The following is a 23,489-nucleotide window of genomic DNA, read 5'->3' as shown; positions in this document are numbered from 1 at the left end:
CGTCCCTGCGCTAACCGGACCGTCATCGCATCGGCCCCCGGGTGCGACGCACGGCCTTCGTCATTTCAAGGACAAGCAGCGGTACGGCCCCGAGGACGAAGAGCAGCATCCCGTCCGGCCAGGCGATGGGCACGGTCTTGAGGAAACTGCCCATGACCGCGTTGTGCTGGCTCAGGATCTGCAGTGCCAGAGTGAGGCCCACCACCAGCAGCAGGCTCACGTTGGCCCGCGAGGCCATGCCCCAGATGGGCCTGGTTGCGCTGCGCGCGCCGAAGGAACGCAGCAGTTCCGCGAAGACCAGCACCGTGAAGGCCCAGGAGCGGGCCGTCTCGACGCCGTCGGCCGTCAGGGCCAGGAGATAGGCCGCAAAGGCCACCGAAGCCGTCAGGAACCCCGTCAGGAGCATGCCCCCGAAGAAGCCGCCGTCCGTGATGGACTCGCTGCGCGGACGCGGCCGGCGGGCCATGACCGCGGGGTCGATGGGGTCCGTGGCCAGGCACAGGGCGGGCAGGCCGTCGGTGACGAGGTTGATCCACAGCAGATGGATGGGCAGCAGCGGCACGGGCAGACCGATGACGATGCAGACCGCCATGAGCAGAAGTTCGCCCGTGTTGCCGGCCAGGAGGTACTGCAGGGTCTTGCGGATGTTGTCGAAGATGCCCCTGCCCTCTTCCACGGCGGCCACGATGGTCGCGAAATTGTCGTCGGTGATGATCATGTCCGAGGCCTGCCGGGTGACCTCCGTCCCGCTGCGGCCCATGGCGATGCCGATGTCCGCGCCCTTGACGGCCGGGGCGTCATTGACGCCGTCGCCGGTCATGGCCACCACGGCCCCGACCGAACGCCATGCGCGGATGACGCGCAGCTTGTGCTCGGCCGTGACGCGGGCGAAGACGTCGATGCCGGCCACGCGGCGGGACAGCTCCCCGTCGCTCATGGCGTCCAGCTCCATACCCGATACCGCCTCCCCTGTATCCGAGATGCCCAGGTCACGGGCGATGGCAGCAGCCGTATGCGGGTGGTCGCCGGTGATCATGACCACGCGGATGCCCGCCGAACGGCATGTGGCCACGGCGTCCCTGGCCTCCTGGCGCGGTGGGTCGAGCATACCGGCGAAACCGATGAAGGTCAGGCCCTGCTCCAGGACGGACGGGTCGGGACAGTGCGCGCCGGGGTCGGACGCGCCGGGTGCGGAAGAGGCGGAAGGTCCCGGAGCGGCGCCGGAGTCGCCGCCAGCCCCTGCGGCGGGCAGGTCTTCCGCGGCCACGTCGCGCCAGGCAGAACCCAGGACGCGCAGGGCGCGGCGGGCCATGCAGCCGTTGCGTTCGAGGAGGGCGCTCCGGTCTTCCGCGGTCAGCGGGCGAACGCCCGCAGGGGTGAGGATGTGTGCGCAGTGCGCGAGCAGCACGTCGGGGGCGCCGTTGACGAAGGCCCGCATCGCGCCGTCCGGGAGACGGCGGACCATGGTGCTGAGCTTGCGGTCGGAATCGAAGGGGATTTCCAGCACGCGGGGCATGTCGGCATCGATGCGCCCGGGGTCCGCGCCCGTCTTGGCCGCGGCGGCCAGCATGGCGCCCTCTGTGGGATCGCCCACGACGCGCCATGCTCCGTCCTCGCCGACCAGATGGGCATTGTTGCATCCCGAGAGCACCGAAGCCAGCGCCCCGAGGGCTTCCCGCTGGCGGGCATCGGGCTCCCGCCCGTCGAAGCAGACCTCGCCCTCCGGGCTGTAGCCGTCCCCCGCGACATCGAAATCCCACCCGCAAACATGCAGGGCCCGCACGGTCATTTCGCCGGATGTCAGCGTCCCGGTCTTGTCCGTGCAGATGACCGTGGTCGCACCCAGGGTTTCCACGGCGGGCAGGCTGCGCACCAGCGCCCTGCGACGGGCCATGCGCGACACGCCCAGCGCCAGGGCGACCGTGACCACGGCCGGCAGCCCCTCGGGCACGGCCGCCACCGCCAGGCTCACGGCGCCCAGGAAAAGTTCCATGTGGGGGATGCCGCGCATGCGGCCCAGAACGAAAAGAACCGCGACAATGCCCAGCGTGGCCCAGATCAGGACGCGGCCGAAGGCGTCGAGCTTCCTCTGCAGGGGGGTGGCCTCCTCCCCCGTCTCGATGAGGCCGGCGATGCGGCCCAGTTCCGTGTCCATGCCCGTGGCCGCGACCACGGCCCTGGCCGTGCCCGTGGCCACGCTCGTGCCCAGAAAGACCATGTTCGCCCGGTCCCCGAGGGGCGTATCGCACGCGCCGCAGAATCCAGCGTCCTTTCTCACGGCCACGGACTCGCCGGTCAGGGCCGACTCCACGCAGGACAGGGACGTTGCCGTCAGCAACCGGGCGTCGGCCGCCACCAGGTCGCCGGCTTCGAGCACGAGAACGTCGCCGGGCACGACATTCGCCGCCCCGACGGCAACCACGTGGCCGTCTCGAAGGACCTTGGCTTGAGGCGCGGCCAGCCGCCGCAGGGCAGCAATGGATTTGGCGGCGCTCAGTTCCTGCCAGAAGCCGATGACGGCGTTGAGCGCGACGATGGTCAGGATGGCCAGGGCGTCAACGACTTCGCCCATGACCCCGGACACGATCGCGGCGAACACGAGCACCCAGACGATGAGGCTTTTGAACTGCCCCAGCAGGAGCCGCACGGGGCTCGGGCCGGACGCCTGGGCGATTTCGTTGGGCCCGTGCGCGCTCAGACGCGCGGACGCTTCCACTGCGGACAGCCCGTCGCTTCCTGCGTCAAGCAGCGCCAGAACTTCCGCGGCACCCAGGGTGTGCCAGAGCGTGCGTCGATCTTCAGAGGGATCTGTCATAAATCCAGGCCTCGCAGGATCATCCGGAAAAGAGGGGTAAACACGGAACTTGATCCACCGAGGTTTCACGGTAGCGCCGGATGGGACGCAGCGCAATGCGGCGGAGCGGAAAGCGGAAGTCGGGCGCGGCGCGAATCTCCCGCGCCGTGGGAGGGAACATCGCAGAAGCGGGATAACCGGAGACTGCGGAACGGACTGACGGGAGGCGGGCAAAACCGTATCGCGGACTCACCCGAATGGCGCAGACGCTGCATGTTGAGTTTCAAGACGCCGAAGAACCGGGCCGCCTCGTCAAGCGGGAACCAATCCGTGCGGGTTTCCTTGAAAATCGGGAGAATGGCGATCAGCAGGCCAGCCCTAGGCCCGAGGCTTCGGAAGGCATGACGAACACGGCGTCCTCGAAACACCTCTCGGCCAGACGCTGCAAACCGAGCGCCCTTTGCCTGCACACGGACATGGCCTGCCTGTCGCCGCAGGCGACCAGGTCGCAGTATCCCTGCCTGATGCGCAACACCTCGGTCACGAGGGTCCTCTGGTACCATTCGTGCCGCGAGAGGATGACCGCGAGCGCCATGCGCGAGTCGCGCCTGAAAATGCCGTCTACTTCGAGTTTGCGGAAGCCGTACAGATTGTTCAGGGCCTCCTGGAGCATGCGCACGGCCCTGTTCCGGCCATGCACCACGGCGCTGTCGAAAACCACGACGGACAGGGGCCACGGCATCGTGTCGGCGAACACGCCTTTCCAGTAATTGTGCAGAAAGAATGAGCGCACCAGCCGGCGCAGGTCTGCGTACCCGCCCGTCACGTCATCGTCGACGGGCTGATCGATCCCGGAAGGGCAAACGCCCAGGCCGTGATCGAGAACGATCCAGCCTGGCCAGTCGGGATTGGCGGCCCGGCTGATGCCCATGAACGATCTCCCGCCGAGAGGGCTTTCGAGGTTGTCCACGCATGGCGGGCCCGCCAGCTCGACGAAGTCGAAGGCTGCGTCGAATGACTCCCCTGCTGAACCTGCGGCACTGTTTCGCATGGACGCCTGCCTGTCTGGAAATGATTGAGCCTGATGCCGGTGGCACGTGAATTGAGCATTTTGTGCCCAAGCCGGGAGAGGAGAACAATACGCAGGCCCACTAAACCTGAAGCAATATGACTGCAGCCGAATGCGTAAAAAATGTATTCGCCTTGTGCAGCGGATACGAAGGAGCACCCACTTTCCATGCACTTGATTTCGCATCGAAAACGCGGCGTATCGCTCATTGAGGAAAAAAAAATTCCGAAATGCCAAGGTCAGAAAAAAAAGTTCTTTTTTTCCGACAACAATCTAAATTTATGAACTAAAATTCATGATTGTAGGACACGGCCCACCAAGGCCAGCCAAAATCCCTCCCGGCAGGCCTTCCACAGACCGAACTCGCTGGAGAAAAAAGGAACAGAGAGTTCCGCAATTATATCCCCTTTCACTCACGGAAATTAAAAACATTTTAATTTCAGCATATTGAATTATTGGCACACACAATGCTCTGGCATGTCGAACTTTCGAAGGGCAATCCCGCCTGTCGAAAAATTCCAGCAGACCGAAGAGGAATGACATGAGCGTGACCAAATACGCCGCTGAAGAGCCTCCCGAAACCGGCCAGGAACTGGCCGAACCTCCCTCTCTATCCACCCCGCATGCCTTCCAGGGCCAGGAGCTCGCCTTCTGGGCCAGACACAGAAATTTTCTCGCCACCCATTTTCCCGGCGCCACACAGAAGGACTGGGACAGCTGGCGGTGGCAGCTCAAGAACCGCATCACCTCGCCGCAGCGCATGGCAGCCATCCTCGGCGTGCCCGCGCCTCTGGGCTTCGACCGCGCCGGGGCGTTCCCCGCGGCCGTGACGCCGTACTATCTGCTGACGGCCTCGAAGAGCCCGGCCCTGATGCGCTGCATCCTGCCCGACGTGCGCGAGAAGGACATCCGCCCCTTCGAGATGCCCGACCCCCTGGGCGAGGACGGCCACAGCCCCGTGCCGGGCATCGTGCACCGCTACCCGGACCGCGCCCTCTTCCTGGTCACTGAGTTCTGCTCGACGTACTGCCGCTACTGCACTCGCTCCCGCCTGGTGGGCAAAAGCGGGCACCGTTCGGACATGAGTTCCTGGCAGCGCGCCCTGGACTACATCCGCGCCCACCCCGAGGTCCGCGACGTGCTGCTCTCGGGCGGCGACCCCCTGACCCTGCCGGACATGAAGATCGAGTGGCTGCTGTCCCAGCTGCGCCGCATCCCCCACGTTGAGATCGTGCGCATCGGCACCAAGGTCCCGGCCGTGCTGCCCCAGCGCGTCACGCCCGCCCTGGTGCGCATGCTGCGCCGCTACCACCCGCTGCTCATGAGCCTGCACTTCGCGCACCCCGACGAGATCACCCCAGAAACCGCGGCGGCCTGCAACCGCCTTGCCGACGGCGGCATCCCCCTGGGCAGCCAGACCGTGCTCCTGGCCGGCGTGAACGACGACGTGGAGACCATGAAACGCCTGATGCACGGTCTCATCCGCAACCGCGTGCGCCCCTACTACCTCTACCAGTGCGACCCCATCCCGGGCTCGACCCACTTCCGCACGCCCGTCGAGAAAGGCCTGTCCATCATCCAGGGCCTGCGCGGGCACACCTCGGGCTACTGCATCCCGACCTACGTCATCGACGCCCCCGGCGGCGGCGGCAAGGTGCCGCTCCAGCCGCAGTACGCCTTTGACCGGGATGGACGGGACGTCATGCTCCGCAACTACGAAGGCCGGGTTTTCCGGTATCCCGACACAGCGGGACGGGAGGGTTGATGCGCATCGGCATGACCTACGACCTCAAGGACGAATATCTGGCCGCGGGCTTCACGGCCGACGAGGTGGCGGAGCTGGACAGCCCCGTCACCGTGGAGGCCATCGCCATCGCCCTGGTTTCCCAGGGACACGCGGTGGAACGCATCGGCAGCATCGGGAGCCTGGTCCGGGCCCTGGCCGAAGGCCGCCGCTGGGACCTCGTCTTCAACATCGCCGAGGGCATGAACGGCCTGGGGCGCGAGGCCCAGGTCCCGGCCTTGCTGGACGCGTGGGGCATCCCCTACACCTTCTCGGGCCCCGAACTCCTGGCCCTGACCCTGCACAAGGGCTGGACCAACGCCGTGGTCCACGCCCACGGCGTGCCCACGGCGGATTTCTGGATCGTGAACGATCCGGGGACCGTGGAGGAGATCGACCTGCCCTTCCCCCTCTTCGTCAAGCCCGTGGCCGAAGGGTCGAGCAAGGGCATCAGCGCCAGGTCCCTGGTGCGCTCCCGCAAGGAGCTGCGCGAGATCTGCGCCCACGTGCTCTCGACCTACCGCCAGCCCGCCCTGGTCGAAACCTATCTGCCGGGCCGGGAGTTCACGGTGGGCCTTCTGGGCAGCGGACGGGCCGCGCGGGTGCTGGGCGTCATGGAGGTCCTGTCCACCGAAGACGGCGACCGCAGCGCCTACACCTACGCCAACAAGCAGGAGTGGCGCGACCGCGTCCGCTACGACGTGGTCGGCGACGACAAGGCCCTGCAGGCCGCCGACGTGGCCCTGGCCGCCTGGCAGGCCCTGGGCTGCCTGGACGCGGGCAGGGTGGACGTGCGCCTGGACGCCCAGGGGCGGGCGCGCTTCATCGAGGTCAATCCCCTGGCCGGCCTGAACCCCGAAAGCTCGGACCTGCCCATCCTCTGCCACAAGATCGGCCTGGAATACGACATGCTCATCGCCCAGATCGTCGAGTCGGCGGCCCAGCGAGCCAAGTCCCGGGGCATGGGCGCAGCCGCATGACCATGCGTGTCGCGGTGATGCGCGAGGAGGTGGGCGACAACGCGTCCGCCGACGCCCTGGACACGGTGGAGATGGCGAGGGCGGTCAGCGAGAGCCTCGAACAGTGCGGCTGGTCGGCCCACCAGGTGCTCCTCGGCCAGGATGTCCGGGCCTTCGAGGACGAACTTGCCCGGACAGCCCCCCACGTGGCCTTCAACCTGGTGGAATCCTTCGCAGGCCAGGCCAGCCTGGCCGGCATCGCGCCCGCCCTGTGCCGCAAGGCGGCCATCCCCTGCACAGGGTCCGACGAAGGCGCCCTGGCCGCGGCCGCCGACAAGGCCCTGTCGCGGCGCATGATGGCGGCCGCAGGCATTCCCGCCCCCGCCGGGACGAGCCTGCAGGAGCTGCGCCGCGGACTTTTCCCCGGCCCGGGATGCTACATCGTCAAATCGCGCCTCGAAGACGCCTCCCTGGGCCTCGATGACGATTGCGTCGTCGAGGCCGCGGACGCCCCCTCCCTGCTGCGGGTCATGGAAACCCTGGCCCCGCGCATGGCCGGGGACTGCGTGGCCGAACGATACGTCAAGGGCCGGGAGTTCAACCTGGCCCTGCTGGCCGCACCGGGCGGGACGCCGCGCCCCCTGCCCCTGGCCGAAATGCTGTTCGACCCGGCCATGAAGGGGCCGGCCATCCTCGGGTACGCCGCCAAATGGCACGGGGAGAGCGAGGCCTACGCCGCATCGGTCCGCAGCTTCGATCTGGACGGCACAGGCGCCCCGACGGCGGAAATGATCCGTGCCGGACTCAGGTGCTGGGAAATCTTCGGACTGGAGGGATACGCGCGCGTGGACTTCCGCGTTTCGGAGCGCGGCGAGGTCTTCGTCATCGACGTCAACCCCAACCCCTGCATCGCCCCGGACTCCGGGTTCGTGGCCGCGGCCCGAAAGGCGGGGCTCACGCACGGCGACCTCGTGCGCTCCATCGTCGACGACGCCCTGCGCCGGGCGCATGGAGGCACCCGTCATGTCTGAATGGATATTCCGCGACACGGTGGTCCAGGCCGACAGGAGTTCCGTCCGCGACATCGTCCGATCCTCCGGCTTCTTTTCGGCCGAGGAGATCGACGTGGCCGAGGAACTGGTCTGCGAGCACCTGCAGAAAGGCCCTGCCAGTGGCTATCTCTTCGTCTTCGCCCAGTCGCCCGACGGCCATGTGCTTGGCTACGCCTGCTACGGGCCCGTGCCCTGCACCGCGCGCTCCTTCGACCTCTACTGGATAGCGGTCCATGCGGGCGACAGAGGGCGCGGTCTCGGCAAGGCCCTGATGCACGAGGTCGAAAGGCGGCTACGCGCCTCGGGCGGAGGCAAGCTCATCGCCGAGACGTCGTCGCGCGGGCAGTATGCCCCGACCCAGGCGTTCTACCGCTCCTGCGGCTTCATCGAAGAGGCCCGCATCCGCGACTATTACTCCCCGGGCGAAGATATCCTTTATTTTACCAAGCCCCTCGGATAGGATATGGACGGGTACTCAGAGCCCGCCCCTTGGCAATGTTCACCCGATCCGAGCTCAGCATGAAAAAAATTTTCCTCCTCGCCGTGTGCCTCCTGTCCATCCTGGCCTGCAACAAACGGCCTGCACCGGTGCCGGTGACGACGGCCCCCCCCATCCTGCCCCAGTTCGCGCAGCTGAACGACCTCTACAGGCAGTTCCAGGGGTTCCGGAACGACCGCCTCTACCTGCGCCACGGTTTCACCGCCAACTTTCCGCAATCGGACTGGCTGCAGCGGGTCAGGGATCTGGGGCGGAACCCCGAACTGGCCGAAAGATCCCGCCTCTTGGCAAGCCTCGCCATTGCCTCGCGGATTCACGGGAACAGCAGCCGGGTCACGCGCAGCTTCGAGCAGCGCTTCACCGCGTCCCTGCATACGCCCGGACCGCCGCTGCCGGCGGAGGAAGGGACGTCGGACGCCGACGCCGACGCGGGGATGGACGCCCCACCGTCGGGGCTTGCCGCGACACAGGCGGAGAACGCGACGCAAGGGCCTTGGACCCAACCCCCTCAGGCTGAGGGCGTCGTGCCTTCCGAAACGACGGACCACCCGCAGCAAGCAGGACCTGCGTCCTCCCAGGCGGCCCCGGTGACGCCGGCTTCGCAGGCGGAATCACCGCCCGCGCCTTCGGCCCAGACCGACGCGGGTCCGACGGCCGGGACTCCGTCTCCCGTCCATACCCAGACCCACATGGCTCCGGCAGAGCCGACGCAAAGCCCTCCAGCGCCCCTTGAACCGCCCCCGGCGGCCCAGGCTGCGGGAACGGACACCCAGACCGCACCCCCGGCTTCACAGCAGACTGCCGAAGAGCTCGCACCCGCGACACCACACGACGTCGAGGCCCAGCCCCTTCCCGCCCAGCCGGAAACGCTCGCGCCGGCAGGAGACACAGAGGCACAGACGTCCGCCCCACCCGTCCCTGAACAACCGCCTCAGCCTGCGGCGGGCCTGTCCGAGACCGAGGCGAAAATCACCATCCTCTTCACCGGCGACACCCAGGGCGTTGTCTATCCGCAGCCAGGCATCAACGGGACCGTCGGAGGCATCGCGCGGCGCCTGCCCGCCATAGAACGGATGCGAACCGAAGCCCCGGCCCTCGTGCTCCTGGACGCCGGTGACGCCTTTGTCTCGGGTTCTCCCCGGGCCGAGCGCATCAACAAAATCTTGGTGCGGGCCATGAACCGCATGCGCTACGACGCCATGGGCCTCGGCCCCTACGATCTGGACATGGGCGAAATAGCCCTGAGGGAACTCGCCGGCATCGCTTCCTTTCCTTTTGTCTGCTCCAACCTCGAATTCCAGCAGGACGTCCAGCCCTGGATCAGGCCATACGTTCTCATCGAACGCGGACAGTACACGATCGCCGTCGTCAGCCTACTCGGCCAGGACTCGACAGTGAAGATAAGCGGAGCGCATCTCATCGCTCCCGGTCAGGCCATGAACAAGCTCATGCCGCAATTCGCGTCAATAGCCGATGCCGTCTTGCTCCTGACCCAGACGGGACGGGAGGAAATCCCGTCGCTGCTCGGCGCGGCCACGGACGTGGCCGTCATTCTCGGAGACGCCAGATCCGTTTACCAGGATACCCCCAGATACATTCCAGCTGTCGCCAAAGGCATGGGCATTGGTCATGTCGAATTGGACAAATCATCCGGCATCTTCCGGCCCGGCCGGTCGATCCCCCTGGCCTCAAATGACCCATCTGATCCTAACCTGCTGAAAATGCTTGAAGAAATTCAAAAATAAAAAATGCTTGCCTTTTTGCGGAGCATTGTGCAGTAACCGTTTTCGCGTTGTGGGGCTGTAGCTCAGCTGGGAGAGCGCTTGAATGGCATTCAAGAGGTCGTCAGTTCGATCCTGATCAGCTCCACCACTTATAAACGCTTCAAATGATTCTTGAATGCCGCTTGAAAGCCGTCCATTAGGGCGGCTTTCTTGTTTTCCGCCGCCAAACAAAAAAGTTGGCTCCCCCAGAAGGGGCCAGTCTGCGAGCTATTCCTCCCCACCAGAAGAAGCAAAATGAACAGAACCTCTTGAAAATTTTCAAGGGGTTGTTTTCTGCTGCCCTCTTTTGCATTCGAATCAGAAATTTCTGAAAACGAGATGGGGAGTGATGACAGATGTGACCCAAGGACGCTTGTAATTTGGAAGGTGATGATTCTCTGACGGTTTTGAAGGTTTTCGGGACTGGTTTTTTCCAGGAGTCTGGAAATTTGAAACGATCATACACATATTGGTTCCATATATGCCGCAACAAAACATTACTACATCAAGAACTCCTGATATATGGATCTAAATCAGATAAAAATGATCCACAATAAAAATTATTTTCATCTATTGACAGGAAAAATATCCATCTTATGTTCCTCAAAATCAATTTCCGGAGGTAGCTAGATGGCAAAGAATACTGGTGAAGGATACCGCAAAGGATCAGTGAATGACAGATCCCAGTGCCACAATCCTTCAAACAACACATGGGTTAAACGAGACACTGACACTGGCAGATTTATTGATGTCAAAAAGGAGGAACCATTCAAAGGTGTAGCAAAAGAAAAAGACGACAGACGAAGCTAGATGTTCCAAGTCTTGCAGAAGCTAATTCCAGCATAACACGACAACAATGGAATTTACATGATTAAGGAATTTACCCTTACAGATTTTGTTGACGTAATCATGAAAAGTGGAACCCCTAAAGCAACCAAAGTCAACCAAGTAAAAACCAGACCTGATTATAATCCAGCAACAGATTATTACAAAAAAATCAGAGATCTGATAATTCAGATCCACAAAGATGATCTTGATATAGACGAATTAAATAAAATTATACCTAGTGTACCAGAAAACAAAAAATCGGAATACTCGGCCCTGCTGGGACGCAAATGCGGCCTGCCAGAGGATCATGTCGAACTCCTCTACCTGGCCAGCGCCATGCACGACCTCGGGAAAATCGGCATCCCCGACAGCATTTTGCTCAAGCCGGGCAAGCTTGACGCCGAAGAGTGGATCATCATGAAAAGCCACACCGTCATCGGCGCCCAGAGCCTTGCCAACAGTCGCTTCAGGCTCATCCAACTGGCGGAGTCCATCGCACGCTCCCATCATGAAAGATGGGACGGCAATGGGTATCCAGACGGCCTCAAGGGTGTTGAAATCCCCATGGAAGCCCGGATCGTGAGCATCGTCGACAGCTTTGACGCCATGCTTTCACAGCGCCCCTACAAAAAGCCGATGCCCTTCGATGAAGTTCTGGAGATCATTCGATCTGAAAGGGCCCTGGCCTTCGATCCGGCCATCGTGGACATCTTTCTCGCCAACATCGCGGAGTTCCAAAGCGTCGCGACGGCCTTGTCCGACTGAACTCCCTACGGCCGCGGCCGCGACAGCCCAACCGACGACCAGGCCGGAGCAGGCACGCCGGAGCGCCATGACCGCCTACCCCCGGTTATGCTTCTTTCGCCCGTCAATTCCGACCTCCGCGCTCCTCCCGGGCCCGTTCATCCGGTATTCCGCCTGCCAGGGCGCCTCCGCGGCTGGCCCGTGCGGCATCTTACCTGACCGCCGGTTGAGCGGCGCAATTCCCACGATGAGCGGCAGCGCCCTCAACCCCGCCGCAAGCCATGCCTTTCGCCTGACCAATGACCGCAATCCTCCGCCATTCACCTGAAACCGGATGCAAAGCCCCAAAAAGCGTGTCAAAAGGAGGCATCATCAACCCCGGAACAAGGACAGCATGGAGGGAGAAATGGAAAATTCAATGCAACGGTACTGGAAGGCGAACCTGACCTACATGGTCGTGCTTCTGTCGATTTGGGCCCTGGTTTCGTACGTCTTCGGCATCATCTTCGTGAACGAACTGAACGAATTCCGCCTCGGCGGCTTCCCCCTGGGCTTCTGGTTCGCCCAGCAAGGGTCCATCTATGTATTCGTCATCCTCATCCTCGCCTACTTCCTGCTCATGGACCGGCTGGACAAGAAATTCGACGTGCACGAATAACCCACGCAATCACGGGGAACGCATATGTCACTGCAAATCTGGACCTATCTCATCGTCGGGGCTACCTTCGCGCTCTACATCGGCATCGCCTGGAGCGCACGGGTCAAGGACACCAAGGGGTTCTACGTGGCCGGCGGCGGCGTCCCCCCCCTGGCCAACGGCATGGCCACGGCCGCGGACTGGATGAGCGCGGCGTCCTTCATCTCCATGTCCGGCATGATCGCCTTCATGGGCTACGCCGGATGCATGTACCTCATGGGCTGGACCGGCGGCTACGTGCTCCTTGCCCTGCTCCTGGCCCCCTACCTGCGCAAGTTCGGCAAGTTCACGGTGCCGGACTTCGTCGGCGACCGCTACTACTCCTCGGCCGCGCGCGTGGTGGCCCTGGTCTGCGCCATCTTCGTCTCCCTGACCTATGTGGCCGGGCAGATGCGCGGCGTGGGCATCGTCTTCAGCCGCTTCCTCGAAGTGGACGTCAACACGGGCGTCATCATCGGCATGGTTCTGGTCTTCTTCTACGCCGGCATCGGCGGCATGAAGGGCATCACCTGGACCCAGGTCGCCCAGTACTGCGTGCTCATCACGGCCTTCCTGGTCCCGGCCATCGCCATTTCCGCCAAGCTGACGGGACACTACCTGCCCCAGATCGGCTTCGGCAGCACCCTGGTCGACGGACCGCATTCAGGCAAATACCTGCTCGACACCCTGAACCAGATCGGAACCGACCTGGGCTTCGCCGAATACACCGCGGCCTTCGGGGCGGGAGCCAAGCCCATGATCGACGTCTTCGCCATCACCATGTGCCTCATGGTCGGCACGGCCGGGCTGCCCCACGTCATCATCCGCTTCTACACCGTGCCCACGGTGCGGGCGGCGCGCATCTCGGCCTTCTACGCCCTGATCTTCATCGCCATCCTGTACACCACGGCCCCGGCCCTGGGCGCCTTCGCGCGCTACACCCTGACCAACGTGCTGAGCGACACCACCTACGCCACGGCCCCGTCCTGGTTCAAGAACTGGGAGAAGACGGGCCTTTTGGCCTGGATGGACAAGAACAACGACGGCGTCATCACCTACCGCGCCGACGCACCCTTCAAGGGCAAACCGATCTTCAGCGGCGAAACCGGACCCGCCGGCCAGCGCCTGCTCAAGAACGACGCCACGGACAACGCCAACGAGCTGTACATCGACAACGACATCATGGTCCTGGCCACGCCCGAGATCTCCCAGCTCCCGAACTGGGTCATCGCCCTTGTGGCGGCCGGCGGCCTGGCCGCGGCCCTGTCCACGGCGGCGGGCCTCCTGCTGGTCATCTCCTCGGCCATCTCCCACGACCTCTACTACCGCATCATCAACCGCGAGGCCTCCGAGCAGAAGCGTCTGGCCATCGGACGCATCATGATGGGCATCGCCGTGCTCGTGGCCGGCTATTTCGGCATCAACCCGCCCGGCTTCGTGGCCCAGGTGGTGGCCTTCGCCTTCGGCCTGGCCTCGGCGTCCTTCTTCCCCGTCATCGTGCTCGGCATCTTCTGGAAGCGGGCCACCAGGGAAGGGGCCATCAGCGGCATGGTCACGGGCATCGGCTTCACCATGTTCTACATCGTGCAGACCAAGTTCATGGGCGTGGCCCCCTGGTTCATGAACATCAGCCCCGAGGGCATCGGCACCGTGGGCATGCTCATCAACTTCGCGGTGACCATCGTGGTATCCCTGTGCACGGCCGCCCCGCCGGCCGCCGTGCAGGAAATGGTCGAAAGCGTGCGCATCCCCCGCGGGGCCGGCGCGGCGGTGGACCACTAACCTCTGACGCGGGGGCCGGGCGACCGGCCCCCGGACAAGGACGGCGCCATGAACGCGGGAATCCAGCCTGCGGGGTACGACAGCATCATCACCTTCCTGGAGGGCACCCTGCCCTTCTCCGAACTGGACCGGCCGAGCCTGGTCCGCATCGCCAGGCACTGCCTGGTGGACTTCTTCCCGGCCGGGACCAGGCTCCTGCGCCGAGGGGTGAGCGAGGTGGACGGGCTCTACCTGATCCAGAAGGGGGCCATCCGCCTCTTTCACGAAGACGAGGGCGTCCTGGTGGACATCCGCACCGACGGGGCATCCCTGGGCGCCCTGTCCCTGTTCAACGGCGAGAAGGCGGCCCTGGATGCCGAGACCGTCGAGGACACCTTCCTCATCAAGATCCCGCGCGAAAAGTTCTTCGAGGCCGTGCACCTCAACCCCGCCATCCCCCGCTTCTACCTCAAGTCCTTCGCCGACACCTTCCTGTCCAAGGCCTTCGAGGAGATGCGCTGCAAGCCCGCGGCCCAGCATGAGGACCACAGCCTGCACCTCTTCAGCAACCCCGTGGGCGGCCTGGTCAGCCGCGAGCCCGTCAGCGTCCCCTTCGGCCTGAGCATCCAGGCCGCGGCCAGGGAGATGATCAGGCACAACACCGGGTCCCTGCTCTTCCGGGAGCCGTCTGGGGAAATCTGCGGCATCGTCACGGACACGGACCTGCGAAAGGCCATGGCCCTTGGCCTGGACCTGCAGGCCCCGGCCGAGACCATAATGTCCACGCCCGTGGAAAGCATCGACGCCTCGGCCGTGTGCTTCGACGCCCTGCTGACCATGATGTCCCGCAACATCCACCACCTCGTGGTCAAGAGCCACGACAAGGTGCAGGGCGTCATCAGCTCCCACGACATCATGCTCCTGCAGGGCCGCTCTCCCATGTCCGTATTCCGGGAGATCGCCTCGCGCACGACCATCGCCGGCCTCTACCCCCTGCACGACAGCATCACCCCGGTCATCCGCACCCTGGTCCAGCAGGGGGCCAAGGCCGGCAACATCACGCGCATGATCGCCATCCTGAACGACCAGATCATCACGCGCCTCATCGAACTCATGCTGCGCGAACTGGGCCCGCCGCCGGTCAAGTTCTGCCTGCTGCTCATGGGCAGCGAGGGCCGGCGCGAGCAGACCTTCGCCACGGACCAGGACAACGCCCTGATCATCGAGAACTGCGGGGTGGATTTCCTGGAACGGGCGGCGGAGACGTATTTCTCGGCCTTCACGGAGCGCATGGTCGGGCACCTCATCAACTGCGGCTTCCCGCGCTGCCCCGGCGACATGATGGCCTCCAACCCCGTCTGGCGGGGCACCCTGGACGCCTGGAAGGGACGGGTCGACACATGGGTCGCCGCGCCGGAGCCCCAGCGCGTGCTGGCAAGCTCCGTCTTCTTCGACTTCCGCGGCGTCTGCGGCCGCAAGGACCTGGCCGAGAACCTGCGCCAGCACGTAACCAGCGCCTGCGCCGGCAAGGACCTCTTCCTGCGCTACCTGGCGGCAGACTGCCTGAACGCCCGCCCGCCCCTGACCTTCTTCAAGAACTTCATGGTCGAGAAGGACGGGGAGCACAGGAACACCCTGGACATCAAGGCCCGCGGGCTTCTGCCCTTCATGGACTTCGCCCGCGTCATGTCCCTCTATCATGGCATCCGCGAGACCGGCACCCTGACCAGGCTCGACCTCCTGCACCAGGCCGGGCACCTCTCCCGCGACCTGTACCACGAGGCGCGGGAGGCCTTCGAGTTCCTGCTCCACGCCCGCCTCATGCACCAACTCGAACAGATGGAGGCCGACGAGAAACCCGACAACCGCATCGACCCCGGCACCCTCTCGTCCCTTGAAAAGCGCACCCTGCGCGAGGCCTTCGGGGTCATCACCGCCCTGCATGGCGTGCTGCGCGAAACCTTCCGCCTGAACATGGGGTGACGGACATGACCTCCGCCATGGACCGTTTGCGCCGCCTGCTGGGCCTCGCCCCGGAAGCCTCGAACCTGCCCGCTCTGGACGAGAACAACCGCCTCTGCCGGGAACTGGACCAGAACCGCCCTCTGACCGACTACGTCTACACGGTGCTCGACACGGAGCTGACGGGCCTCTCGGCCCGCAAGGAGGAGATCGTGTCCGTCGGGGCCGTGCGTGTGCGGGGCCTGGCCATCGTGCCGGGTGAGAGCTTCTCCTGCCTGGTGCGGCCGAGCATTCCCCTGCCCAAGGTCAGCACCCTCATCCACCGCATCACACCCGAGGCCATCGCCGAGGCCCCGCCCGTGGAGCAGGTCCTGCCCGGGCTCGTCGAGTTCTGCAAAGGCACCCTCATCGTCGGGCACCACATCGGCCTGGACATGTCCTTCCTGAACCGCGCCTGCCGCAGACACCACGGCCAGCCCCTGGCCAACCCCTGCCTGGACACCATGCGCATGGCCATGCTCTGGCGCGAGAAACGCAGCCCGTCCCACTACGAGCGCTTCAGCCTGAACATCTCCTACGTCCTGACGGACCTGGCCGAGGAGTTCGACCTGCCCCGTTTCACGGCCCACGACGCCCTGGGCGACGCCCTGCAGACGGCCTACCTCTTCGTCTACCTGGCCAAAAAAATCGCCCGGAACACCCCCCTCACGCTGAAGGAGCTGTTCCGGGCCGGCCAGAGCTGGCGCTGGTACATGTAGACGGCGCATTTCAATCTGGACGCACGAAAAAAGGACATTTACGGGTAATCATCCATACTGAGGATCAATCCCTGCGCACCCATGAAGAAAATAATCTGCTTCGCCATGTTCCTTGCCCTGTCCCTGCCCCCGCTCGGGGCCTGCGCTCTCACGCTGGCCGTGGAGGACGCCTGGGAGCCTTACGCCAACCCCGATGGAACGGGGATGTCCGTGGAAATCGTGACCGCGGCGTTCAAGTCCGTCGGGGTCGAGGTCGTTCTCGAAGTCCTGCCCTATGCCCGTGTCCTGCATGAGGTCAAAAGCGGGAAATACGTCGGAGGCTTCAACGTCGCCAGGGAGGCTTCGAGGGAAGACGACTTCCTGTGGGGCAGGGAGATGCTTTTCCTGGCCCATGCGCACTACTACCACCACAAGAGCAGTCCCCTCCGAGCCCAGGACCCCCGGTCCCTGCAGGACGGGGAAAGGATCGGCGTGATCCGCGGCTACGAGTACGGAAACCTGTTTCACGACCACGAGGGGATCGTCAGGGTATGGGCCAACAGGCACGATCAGATCATCGACATGCTCAGGCTCGGCCGAGTGCAGGCGGTCATCATGTTCGAGAAAACCGCAGGGCTTTACCTGCGGGAAATGCACCTGGAAGACGAGATCCAGGCAGCCTTTCCGAGTGAGCCGAGCAGGATTTTCGTCGCCTTCTCCAAGCGCCGCCCCGAAGCCCCGCACTATCTGGAACTGCTCGACGAGGGGCTCCGGCGCATCAAGGCCGACGGCACCTACCAGGCCATTCTGGACAAGTACTGACCGTCGGCAGGCGGCTTTCCTCTCGCTGACCATCCCGCTCAGAACAGGGAAAAGAGCATCTTGGTGCCGACCACGAAGAGTATCAAGGCGAAGGCACGCTTCAGCTTGTCCACGGGCAGGCTGTGGGCTAGGCGCACGCCCAGCGGCGCCGTCAGCACGCTCATGACCGCAATGGCCACCAGGGCCGTCAGGGACACGTAGCCCAGAGAGAAGGGCGGCAGGTTCTCCACGCCCCAGCCGTTGGTGATGTACCCGACGGTCCCGGCCACGGCGATGGGGAAGCCGATGGCCGCCGAGGTGCCGATGGCCCTGTGGATGGGGATGTTGTGCCAGACCATGAAGGGCACAGACAAGGTGCCGCCGCCGATGCCCACCAGGCTCGACACCACGCCGATGACGTTCCCGGCCCCGAACATCCCGGCCATGCCCGGCAGCTGCCGGGAAGGCTTGGGTTTCTTGCCGGACAGCATCTGGTAGCAGACGAAGTAGAGAAAGACGACGAAGAAGCCCTTGAGCCAGGCCGTGCTCAAACCCGCCGCGATGAAGGTGCCCAGGAACGTGCCGACCAGGATGCCGGCCACAACGCGCCGGACCACGGACCACTCCACCGCGCCGCGCCGATGGTGGGCCATGAAGCTCGAGACCGAGGTGAAGACGATGCTGGCCATGGAGGTGCCCAGGGCCAGATGCATGATGAGTTCGTTGGGAAGGCTCTGCAGTTCCATGCAGAACACGAGCATGGGCACGATGACGAGCCCGCCGCCGATGCCCAGCAGACCCGCCAGCACTCCTGCGATGGCGCCCACGACAAGATACAAGGCCAGCACTTCCAACATGGTTCCCCCTGATGACGGCTCCGGGACATGGCCCTGAGCCCTAAAATTGGTAGGACCAATTTCTGAACCACTCCGGCGCGCTTGTCAACGTCCGTGTCGCCACGCGCGACAAAGAGGCTTGCATTTCCCCGCCGGGCGATGGATGTGCACCCCAAGGAATATCGCAAGGAGAGGACACGTGGGACACATCGTCGGCAAGGACATCTACCGCAAGCTGGGCCGCCGCCTGGATCAGGCGCCGGTGCGCACGCCCTGGACACCGGTCTTCCGGGAACTGGTGGAATCCCTCTATTCCAGGCCCGAGGCGGAGGTCGTCTCGCGACTCCCCTACCGTCCATCCAGCCTCGCGCGCATCGCCCGCATGCTCGGCGAACCCGAGTCCGCCCTGCTGCCCATGATCGAGGGCCTGTGCACCAAGGGGCTGGTCCTCGACATCTGGGACGGCCGCCAATACCTCTACATGGTCAGCCCCATCGTCATCGGCTTCTTCGAGTTCACCATGATGCGCACGGGCCCGGACCTGCCGCGGGCGCGCTGGGCCGAACTCTTCCAGGCTTACATGTTCGGGGAGAAGGATTTTCTGCACGCCAATTTCGGGGACGGGCAGCGGACCTCGGTCATGCGCGCCCTGCCCCACGAGGAGGCCCTGGGCGACCACGTAGAGATTCTGGATTACGAGAAGGCTTCCGCCCTGATCGAGGAGCACACGGAATTTTCACTCGGCCTGTGCTCCTGCCGCCACGAGAAGCACCACCTCGGGCACGCGCCCTGCCCCACGCCCATGGAGACGTGCACGTCCATGGGCACCGGGGCGCGCTTTCTCATCCGCAACGGTTTCGCCAAACCCATCGACAAGGCGCAGATGCGCGACATCCTGGCTCGCTCCCGCGACGAGGGCCTGGTCCTGTCCGCGGACAACGTGCGCCGCGACGCGGGCTTCATCTGCCACTGCTGCGGATGCTGCTGCAACCTGCTGCAGGGCGTGCGCGACACGGGCTACACGGGCATCCTCGTCACATCGAGCTTCGTGGCCGTGGTGGACGAGAACCTGTGCATCGGCTGCGGGCTGTGCGCCAAGGCCTGCCCCGTGTCCTTCGCAACCATGCGTGCGAAGGCGCCCGGGGCAGAGTCCCGGACGCCCACAAAAGTAGCCCAGATCGACCCGTCCTGCCTCGGCTGCGGCGTCTGCGCCCTGAAATGCCCCACCGGGGCCCTCAAACTCCATCCCCGCCCGAGCAGGGTCCATCACCCCGAAGACAGCTTCGAGCGCGTCATGCTCCAGGCCCTGGAACGCGACACCTTCCAGACCTTCCTCTTCGACAACCCCCAAAGCCGCACCCAGGACTTCATGCGCGCACTCGTCGGCGGGTTCCTCAAACTCCCGCCCGTCAAGCGGGCCCTGCTGGGCGAGAGGCTGCGCTCGCGCTTCCTCTCGGCCCTGCGCAGGCTGGCGGGCTGAACGCCTACTCCTCGGGTTCAGAACTGAAGGTGCGGATGGAGGCGATCTCCTCCCAGCCGTAATAGGTGTTGACGGTCTGGCCGTCCTCCTTTTCCGTGACGCGCAGGAAGTCGGACCCCAGGAACAGCGCGGCCTTCTCGTAGATCCTGCCTTCGTTGATCTGGATCTTCAGGCCTTTGCGCAGCTTGCGCGAAAGGGTGCCGTGCAGGGGCATGGAGGCGTATTCGACGACTTTTTCCAGACAATTGACGTTCATGTGTGCTCCGTTTCTGTTGGGGTTGGCCTACCACGTGCCCGCACCCATGGTGCAGAGCCGCTGCATTGGGGGCAGCGGCGCGTGGAAGGGTACCGCGGCCACGTCGGTGACCGCGGCGGAAACTCTGGGCTGCCCGGGCCTGCCGATGGTCACCCGACCGCCTGCGAACTCCAGGGCCAGCGGCCCGACTTCCTGCCGCTGCCCGTCGCACGGGTCGCGCCGCAGGGGCGGCTCGATCCGCCGCACCCTGCCGTTCTCCTGCACGACGTCGAAGGCGTGGGCCGTGGTGACAAGGCCAAGCAGGGACCCGTTCTCCCGGAAACGCAGGGAGTTGGTATCGCCGTTGACCCCCACCGCGTCCGGGTCGAAAGCCGTGAGCGGCCCGATGGGGGTAGGCACGACCGTAGGTGCGGCGGGCTCCAGCGAGCGTATTGCCCCGCTGTCGTAAAAGGACACGCCCATGCGGGTCGTCACGGAACCCAGAGGGCACGGCACCTCAAGGGTCAGAACTGGCCACAGGGTCAGGCTGCGCAGTCTTCCCTCACCGGAGAAGTACAGGCTGATGACCGGCGCCTCCACGGGGCCAAGAGGCGTGTCCAGAATGATGGGCGCGGCCAGGCCGGCCTCGTCCTCCTGGGTCCAGAATCCGCTCAAGGTCCCGTTGAGGGGAAAAAGGCGCTTCAGGGCGCCGCTCTCGTGGAACGTGACCTGCTCGGCGGGTAGCGGCCCCAGGGGCGTCGGCACGACGGTCTGCTCTTCCAGCGGCAGGTTGCGGAGCCTCCCCCCGGGATGGAAGAGCATGGCCGGCAATTGCCGCTTGCGCTGGGTGTTGGCCGTGAACTGCGGAACGAGGACGCCAAGGGGCGTGTTCAGGGGGCAGGCGATGGCGGGGATGCAGGAGCGCACGGAACCGTCCGGGTGGAACTCGGCTCCGGGCAGGGCCTCGACGGGCCCGTAAGGCGTGGTGATGGTCGGCATGGCGGCCTCCTCGTTTCAAGGGGCAAAGCAGACCTCATGCCATATGCATCCTGCCGGAATACCGGGGATTCAAGAAAGGTTGCCCGACATTTTCGTCACAGGCTACGCGACAAAAACGTGGGTTATGCCAGCTGGTCTGCGCGGAGCATCCCGCCGTGGCGGGCCGCGCCGTGCAGGCCGGTGTCCGGCGCAGTGACGAGGCGCACGGGAATCCCGGCGAGCTGTGCGCCGTAGGCCGGGCAATCCCGGAATTCCCTCAGGAATTCGGCGTTGTCGACCAGGAACGGGTTCTTGGCCGCCAGGCCGCCGCACAGGAAGAGCCCGCCCCAGGCCAGGACGTGCAGCGCGTAGGCCCGGCAGGCCCGCGCGAAGAACCGGGCGAACCAGCGCGTCGTCTCGCTGTCCGGGCCGATCTCTGCGGCCACTTCGGCCGGCGTGAGGCGCCTGCCGGTCAGGAATTCGTGCAGGCTGGAGAGGCCGGACCCCGAAACCACGACATCCCCGAAGGCGTGGGAGTGTCCCGTGCGTTTCTTCAGAAAGGCGAGAAAGGCGAATTCCTCCTCGACCACGAAGGCCATGGGCGCATGTCCTCCTTCGGAGGGTACGGGCAGAACCCCGCCGCCGGGCAGGGGGACGAGGGCGCAGTGCCCGAGGCCCGTCCCTGCGCCGAGGGCGGCCGTGACCCCGAGGCGCCCCCCGGAGTGCCGAGCATCCCCGCACTGCACGTCCAGCGCGGTCCGCGCCGCGTGGACCGTCCCGCAGCCCAGGGCCTGGGCTACGAAATCGTTGATCAGAACCGTGCGGCCGCGGGGCAGCCCCACGGCCGGGTCATCCAGGTCGATGCCCCACGGCGCGTTGGTCAGCCGGCAACGGGCCCCGTCCAGAACTGGCCCGGCCACGGCCAGGACGATCCGGTCCGCGGCCGCGGGCGTCAGGCCGAAACCCGATTCCGCCAGCATCCGCAGCAGTTCCGGCAGGGAACGGACCGCAGCCGTCGGGAAGCTCCGCGACTCGACGAGCCCCGCCTCGCTGCCCGGGACCGCCTCGAAATGCCCGAAGCGGCTGTTCGTGCCGCCGATGTCCGCCGCCAGGATAGTCGCCATGACCGCCTCCTCTGCACTGCCCGTCAAAACGAAAAGCCGGGTCAAACCCGGCTTCCTCCTACTTCGTCGCGCTTGCCCCCGCTTCGCGGATGCGCTCGGCCACGTAGGCCACCAGATCCTCGTCGAGCTCGTCGACATTGAAGCACCGCGCGTCTTCGCCCATGAGGCCGCCGGGCACCCAGTCGCCCTGTTCGTCGGGGTCGGTGATCATGTCGTCGTAGAAACAGACCGAAAGCCAGCGCTGTTCGGGATCGTCGTCGATGACGTCGATGAGCGCGAAAAGGTCGCGTCCCTGCTGGGCGGGATGGGTGCCGCGCAGGGAATAGGTGATGCCCGGCCGGGCCTTGAAATCCAGAACCACGCCCTCGATGGATTCAAGAGCCTGCCTGCAGGCGAGAAAGGCCTGCTTGGAGTCGCAGGACTCCCAGTCCGCAAGAAACGCTTCCAGTTCCGCCACCGAATTTTCCATTGATCGCTCCTTTGCTTGGAAGAATTATCGAATTTCCCTGGCCTGCGAGGTGAAGGAAATGCCCTGACCGGACTGGGCCCCGATCATGACCGACTCGACCACCGGGGCGTTGATGGGCTGCGCCGCTTCCCAACGCACCAGGAAATTGGCCCCGGACCCGCCTTCGACGTCCCGCTCCGCCACGACGTAGCGGATGGAGGCCAGGGGGCCCAGTTCCCGGGGCGCATCGAGATATTTCCGCACGAGCCGGCCCTCGGTGTCGTAGTAGTCCACCGCCGTCAGCCGCAAGGCGGACGCGGGGTCCGTGTTGCGTACGGACAGGGTCACGGCCAGGTTGAAGGGCCGTTCCTTGTCGCCGGTGTAGATGTGCGAATAGACCGGCACATAGAGGTGCTGTCCCGCGGACAGTTCCGGCCCGCCGCACAGTCCGACGGCGGGTATGAGAGACAGGAGAAGGAAGATCCAGCGCATGAGGTCCTCCGCGGCGCAGCAGGGGCTGCGCAAGGCTAGGATTTGACGTCGTCCATGCTGGGCAGGAGGTCCGCAGGGGCGCCGGACTCGTAACGGAATGTATGGCTGAAGGGCGTCATGACCTCCAGGGCCTGCTCCAGGGTCGCGCCTTCGGCCATGAGCTTCTCGATCTTGGCCTTTTCCCGCCACATGTCGCCCAGGGGATCGTGCTCCTTGCCCTTGATGGGGCCCACGACCTTCTCCCAGTCATAGGGGTCGGCCTGGTCCTTGGCCACGATCTCCCAGTACTCCCCGGGCTTGCGCATCTTGTCCGCCCTGGAGGCCGTGGCCTCGTCCAGGATCTCGGAGAACCTGGACACGTCCTCGTCCCACAGGTTGATGACGGCTTCGGGCTTCTTCAGCACCTCTCCTTCCTTGCAGCGATAGACCAGATATGCTCGGGACATGCTTTCCTCGTTGTCGTAAGTG

General features: G+C 64.8%; 21 protein-coding genes and 1 tRNA gene. 13 read left to right on the top strand and 9 right to left on the bottom strand.

All coding sequences use genetic code 11. The features are described 5' to 3' along the window. Positions 1 to 22: 22 nt before the first annotated feature. Both ACZ5AC_RS03515 and ACZ5AC_RS03510 read right to left on the bottom strand, forming a co-directional pair. The gene (locus tag ACZ5AC_RS03515; RefSeq protein ID WP_464249576.1) at positions 23 to 2,815 is read right to left on the bottom strand and encodes a cation-translocating P-type ATPase; all 2,793 of its coding nucleotides are present in this window, start codon (positions 2,813 to 2,815) and stop codon (positions 23 to 25) included. Between the two features lie 343 nt (positions 2,816 to 3,158). Then, on the bottom strand, positions 3,159 to 3,845 hold the full coding sequence (locus tag ACZ5AC_RS03510; protein ID WP_464249575.1) for a glycosyl hydrolase 108 family protein: 687 nt from the start codon (positions 3,843 to 3,845) through the stop codon (positions 3,159 to 3,161). A 559-nt stretch (positions 3,846 to 4,404) separates the two neighbouring features. Between ACZ5AC_RS03510 and ACZ5AC_RS03505 the strand changes: the two genes are divergently transcribed. From ACZ5AC_RS03505 to ACZ5AC_RS03450, 12 genes are all read left to right on the top strand, one after another. Continuing rightward, the gene (locus ACZ5AC_RS03505; RefSeq protein ID WP_464249574.1) at positions 4,405 to 5,628 is read left to right on the top strand and encodes a KamA family radical SAM protein; all 1,224 of its coding nucleotides are present in this window, start codon (positions 4,405 to 4,407) and stop codon (positions 5,626 to 5,628) included. Next, positions 5,628 to 6,626, top strand: coding sequence for a D-alanine--D-alanine ligase family protein (locus ACZ5AC_RS03500; protein ID WP_464249573.1), 999 nt, complete (start codon positions 5,628 to 5,630; stop codon positions 6,624 to 6,626). The genes ACZ5AC_RS03505 and ACZ5AC_RS03500 overlap by 1 nt, the downstream gene beginning before the upstream one ends. After that, entirely contained in the window at positions 6,623 to 7,636 is a 1,014-nt protein-coding gene (locus tag ACZ5AC_RS03495; protein WP_464249572.1) for a D-alanine--D-alanine ligase family protein, read from the top strand. Before ACZ5AC_RS03500 ends, ACZ5AC_RS03495 begins: the two co-directional genes overlap by 4 nt. After that, positions 7,629 to 8,117, top strand: coding sequence for an N-acetyltransferase family protein (locus ACZ5AC_RS03490; protein ID WP_464249571.1), 489 nt, complete (start codon positions 7,629 to 7,631; stop codon positions 8,115 to 8,117). Before ACZ5AC_RS03495 ends, ACZ5AC_RS03490 begins: the two co-directional genes overlap by 8 nt. Positions 8,118 to 8,176: 59 nt before the next feature. Next, positions 8,177 to 9,901 (top strand): bifunctional UDP-sugar hydrolase/5'-nucleotidase, encoded by a 1,725-nt coding sequence (locus ACZ5AC_RS03485; RefSeq protein WP_464249570.1) that lies wholly within the window; start codon positions 8,177 to 8,179, stop codon positions 9,899 to 9,901. A gap of 51 nt (positions 9,902 to 9,952) precedes the next feature. After that, positions 9,953 to 10,028: transfer RNA gene (locus tag ACZ5AC_RS03480), tRNA-Ala, on the top strand. A gap of 758 nt (positions 10,029 to 10,786) precedes the next feature. Then, entirely contained in the window at positions 10,787 to 11,512 is a 726-nt protein-coding gene (locus tag ACZ5AC_RS03475; RefSeq protein ID WP_464249569.1) for an HD-GYP domain-containing protein, read from the top strand. A gap of 385 nt (positions 11,513 to 11,897) precedes the next feature. Then, complete coding sequence (locus tag ACZ5AC_RS03470) at positions 11,898 to 12,149, top strand: DUF4212 domain-containing protein (RefSeq protein ID WP_464249568.1); 252 nt, start codon at positions 11,898 to 11,900, stop codon at positions 12,147 to 12,149. A gap of 24 nt (positions 12,150 to 12,173) precedes the next feature. Then, positions 12,174 to 13,949 carry a sodium:solute symporter family protein gene (locus tag ACZ5AC_RS03465; protein WP_464249567.1) on the top strand — a complete coding sequence of 592 codons (1,776 nt, stop codon included), beginning with the start codon at positions 12,174 to 12,176 and terminating at the stop codon, positions 13,947 to 13,949. Positions 13,950 to 13,997: 48 nt separating this feature from the next. Then, positions 13,998 to 15,911 (top strand): DUF294 nucleotidyltransferase-like domain-containing protein, encoded by a 1,914-nt coding sequence (locus ACZ5AC_RS03460; protein WP_464249566.1) that lies wholly within the window; start codon positions 13,998 to 14,000, stop codon positions 15,909 to 15,911. Positions 15,912 to 15,916: 5 nt separating this feature from the next. Beyond that, positions 15,917 to 16,648, top strand: coding sequence for a 3'-5' exonuclease (locus ACZ5AC_RS03455; RefSeq protein ID WP_464249565.1), 732 nt, complete (start codon positions 15,917 to 15,919; stop codon positions 16,646 to 16,648). 81 nt (positions 16,649 to 16,729) lie between these two features. After that, a complete protein-coding gene (locus ACZ5AC_RS03450) occupies positions 16,730 to 17,449 on the top strand; it encodes a substrate-binding periplasmic protein (RefSeq protein ID WP_464249564.1) in 720 nt (239 codons plus the stop codon). A gap of 38 nt (positions 17,450 to 17,487) precedes the next feature. On the opposite strand, the gene ACZ5AC_RS03445 is transcribed toward ACZ5AC_RS03450, so the two are convergent. After that, entirely contained in the window at positions 17,488 to 18,285 is a 798-nt protein-coding gene (locus tag ACZ5AC_RS03445) for a sulfite exporter TauE/SafE family protein (RefSeq protein ID WP_464249563.1), read from the bottom strand. A 178-nt stretch (positions 18,286 to 18,463) separates the two neighbouring features. Between ACZ5AC_RS03445 and ACZ5AC_RS03440 the strand changes: the two genes are divergently transcribed. Then, on the top strand, positions 18,464 to 19,744 hold the full coding sequence (locus tag ACZ5AC_RS03440) for a 4Fe-4S binding protein (RefSeq protein WP_464249562.1): 1,281 nt from the start codon (positions 18,464 to 18,466) through the stop codon (positions 19,742 to 19,744). Between the two features lie 4 nt (positions 19,745 to 19,748). Here the strand turns inward: ACZ5AC_RS03440 and ACZ5AC_RS03435 are convergent, their stop codons facing one another. The 6 genes from ACZ5AC_RS03435 to ACZ5AC_RS03410 all read right to left on the bottom strand — a co-directional run bounded on the left by ACZ5AC_RS03435 (position 19,749) and on the right by ACZ5AC_RS03410 (position 23,467). Beyond that, positions 19,749 to 20,000, bottom strand: a complete 252-nt coding sequence (locus tag ACZ5AC_RS03435; protein WP_028578632.1) for a hypothetical protein — start codon at positions 19,998 to 20,000, stop codon at positions 19,749 to 19,751. 27 nt (positions 20,001 to 20,027) lie between these two features. Continuing rightward, positions 20,028 to 20,978, bottom strand: coding sequence for a hypothetical protein (locus ACZ5AC_RS03430; RefSeq protein WP_464249561.1), 951 nt, complete (start codon positions 20,976 to 20,978; stop codon positions 20,028 to 20,030). A 122-nt stretch (positions 20,979 to 21,100) separates the two neighbouring features. After that, positions 21,101 to 22,081: a glucokinase gene (locus ACZ5AC_RS03425; RefSeq protein ID WP_464249560.1), complete on the bottom strand. Its 981-nt coding sequence runs from the start codon at positions 22,079 to 22,081 to the stop codon at positions 21,101 to 21,103. Positions 22,082 to 22,139: 58 nt separating this feature from the next. After that, positions 22,140 to 22,550 carry a hypothetical protein gene (locus tag ACZ5AC_RS03420; protein ID WP_464249559.1) on the bottom strand — a complete coding sequence of 137 codons (411 nt, stop codon included), beginning with the start codon at positions 22,548 to 22,550 and terminating at the stop codon, positions 22,140 to 22,142. 24 nt (positions 22,551 to 22,574) lie between these two features. Next, positions 22,575 to 23,021, bottom strand: a complete 447-nt coding sequence (locus tag ACZ5AC_RS03415; RefSeq protein WP_464249558.1) for a DUF3124 domain-containing protein — start codon at positions 23,019 to 23,021, stop codon at positions 22,575 to 22,577. Between the two features lie 35 nt (positions 23,022 to 23,056). Then, on the bottom strand, positions 23,057 to 23,467 hold the full coding sequence (locus tag ACZ5AC_RS03410) for a hypothetical protein (RefSeq protein WP_464249557.1): 411 nt from the start codon (positions 23,465 to 23,467) through the stop codon (positions 23,057 to 23,059). Between the last annotated feature and the right edge of the window lie 22 nt (positions 23,468 to 23,489).

Source organism: Desulfomicrobium aestuarii (genome assembly GCF_055385525.1).
This window is presented reverse-complemented; position numbering and strand designations above follow the sequence as displayed.

Bases quoted from the DNA above. Each gene is read 5' to 3' on its own strand.
- ACZ5AC_RS03515 (WP_464249576.1), bottom strand. From the start codon at position 2,815: ATGACAGATCCCTCTGAAGATCGACGCACGCTCTGGCACACCCTGGGT.
- ACZ5AC_RS03510 (WP_464249575.1), bottom strand. From the start codon at position 3,845: ATGCGAAACAGTGCCGCAGGTTCAGCAGGGGAGTCATTCGACGCAGCC.
- ACZ5AC_RS03505 (WP_464249574.1), top strand. From the start codon at position 4,405: ATGAGCGTGACCAAATACGCCGCTGAAGAGCCTCCCGAAACCGGCCAG.
- ACZ5AC_RS03500 (WP_464249573.1), top strand. From the start codon at position 5,628: ATGCGCATCGGCATGACCTACGACCTCAAGGACGAATATCTGGCCGCG.
- ACZ5AC_RS03495 (WP_464249572.1), top strand. From the start codon at position 6,623: ATGACCATGCGTGTCGCGGTGATGCGCGAGGAGGTGGGCGACAACGCG.
- ACZ5AC_RS03490 (WP_464249571.1), top strand. From the start codon at position 7,629: ATGTCTGAATGGATATTCCGCGACACGGTGGTCCAGGCCGACAGGAGT.
- ACZ5AC_RS03485 (WP_464249570.1), top strand. From the start codon at position 8,177: ATGAAAAAAATTTTCCTCCTCGCCGTGTGCCTCCTGTCCATCCTGGCC.
- ACZ5AC_RS03475 (WP_464249569.1), top strand. From the start codon at position 10,787: ATGATTAAGGAATTTACCCTTACAGATTTTGTTGACGTAATCATGAAA.
- ACZ5AC_RS03470 (WP_464249568.1), top strand. From the start codon at position 11,898: ATGGAAAATTCAATGCAACGGTACTGGAAGGCGAACCTGACCTACATG.
- ACZ5AC_RS03465 (WP_464249567.1), top strand. From the start codon at position 12,174: ATGTCACTGCAAATCTGGACCTATCTCATCGTCGGGGCTACCTTCGCG.
- ACZ5AC_RS03460 (WP_464249566.1), top strand. From the start codon at position 13,998: ATGAACGCGGGAATCCAGCCTGCGGGGTACGACAGCATCATCACCTTC.
- ACZ5AC_RS03455 (WP_464249565.1), top strand. From the start codon at position 15,917: ATGACCTCCGCCATGGACCGTTTGCGCCGCCTGCTGGGCCTCGCCCCG.
- ACZ5AC_RS03450 (WP_464249564.1), top strand. From the start codon at position 16,730: ATGAAGAAAATAATCTGCTTCGCCATGTTCCTTGCCCTGTCCCTGCCC.
- ACZ5AC_RS03445 (WP_464249563.1), bottom strand. From the start codon at position 18,285: ATGTTGGAAGTGCTGGCCTTGTATCTTGTCGTGGGCGCCATCGCAGGA.
- ACZ5AC_RS03435 (WP_028578632.1), bottom strand. From the start codon at position 20,000: ATGAACGTCAATTGTCTGGAAAAAGTCGTCGAATACGCCTCCATGCCC.
- ACZ5AC_RS03430 (WP_464249561.1), bottom strand. From the start codon at position 20,978: ATGCCGACCATCACCACGCCTTACGGGCCCGTCGAGGCCCTGCCCGGA.
- ACZ5AC_RS03425 (WP_464249560.1), bottom strand. From the start codon at position 22,081: ATGGCGACTATCCTGGCGGCGGACATCGGCGGCACGAACAGCCGCTTC.
- ACZ5AC_RS03420 (WP_464249559.1), bottom strand. From the start codon at position 22,550: ATGGAAAATTCGGTGGCGGAACTGGAAGCGTTTCTTGCGGACTGGGAG.
- ACZ5AC_RS03415 (WP_464249558.1), bottom strand. From the start codon at position 23,021: ATGCGCTGGATCTTCCTTCTCCTGTCTCTCATACCCGCCGTCGGACTG.
- ACZ5AC_RS03410 (WP_464249557.1), bottom strand. From the start codon at position 23,467: ATGTCCCGAGCATATCTGGTCTATCGCTGCAAGGAAGGAGAGGTGCTG.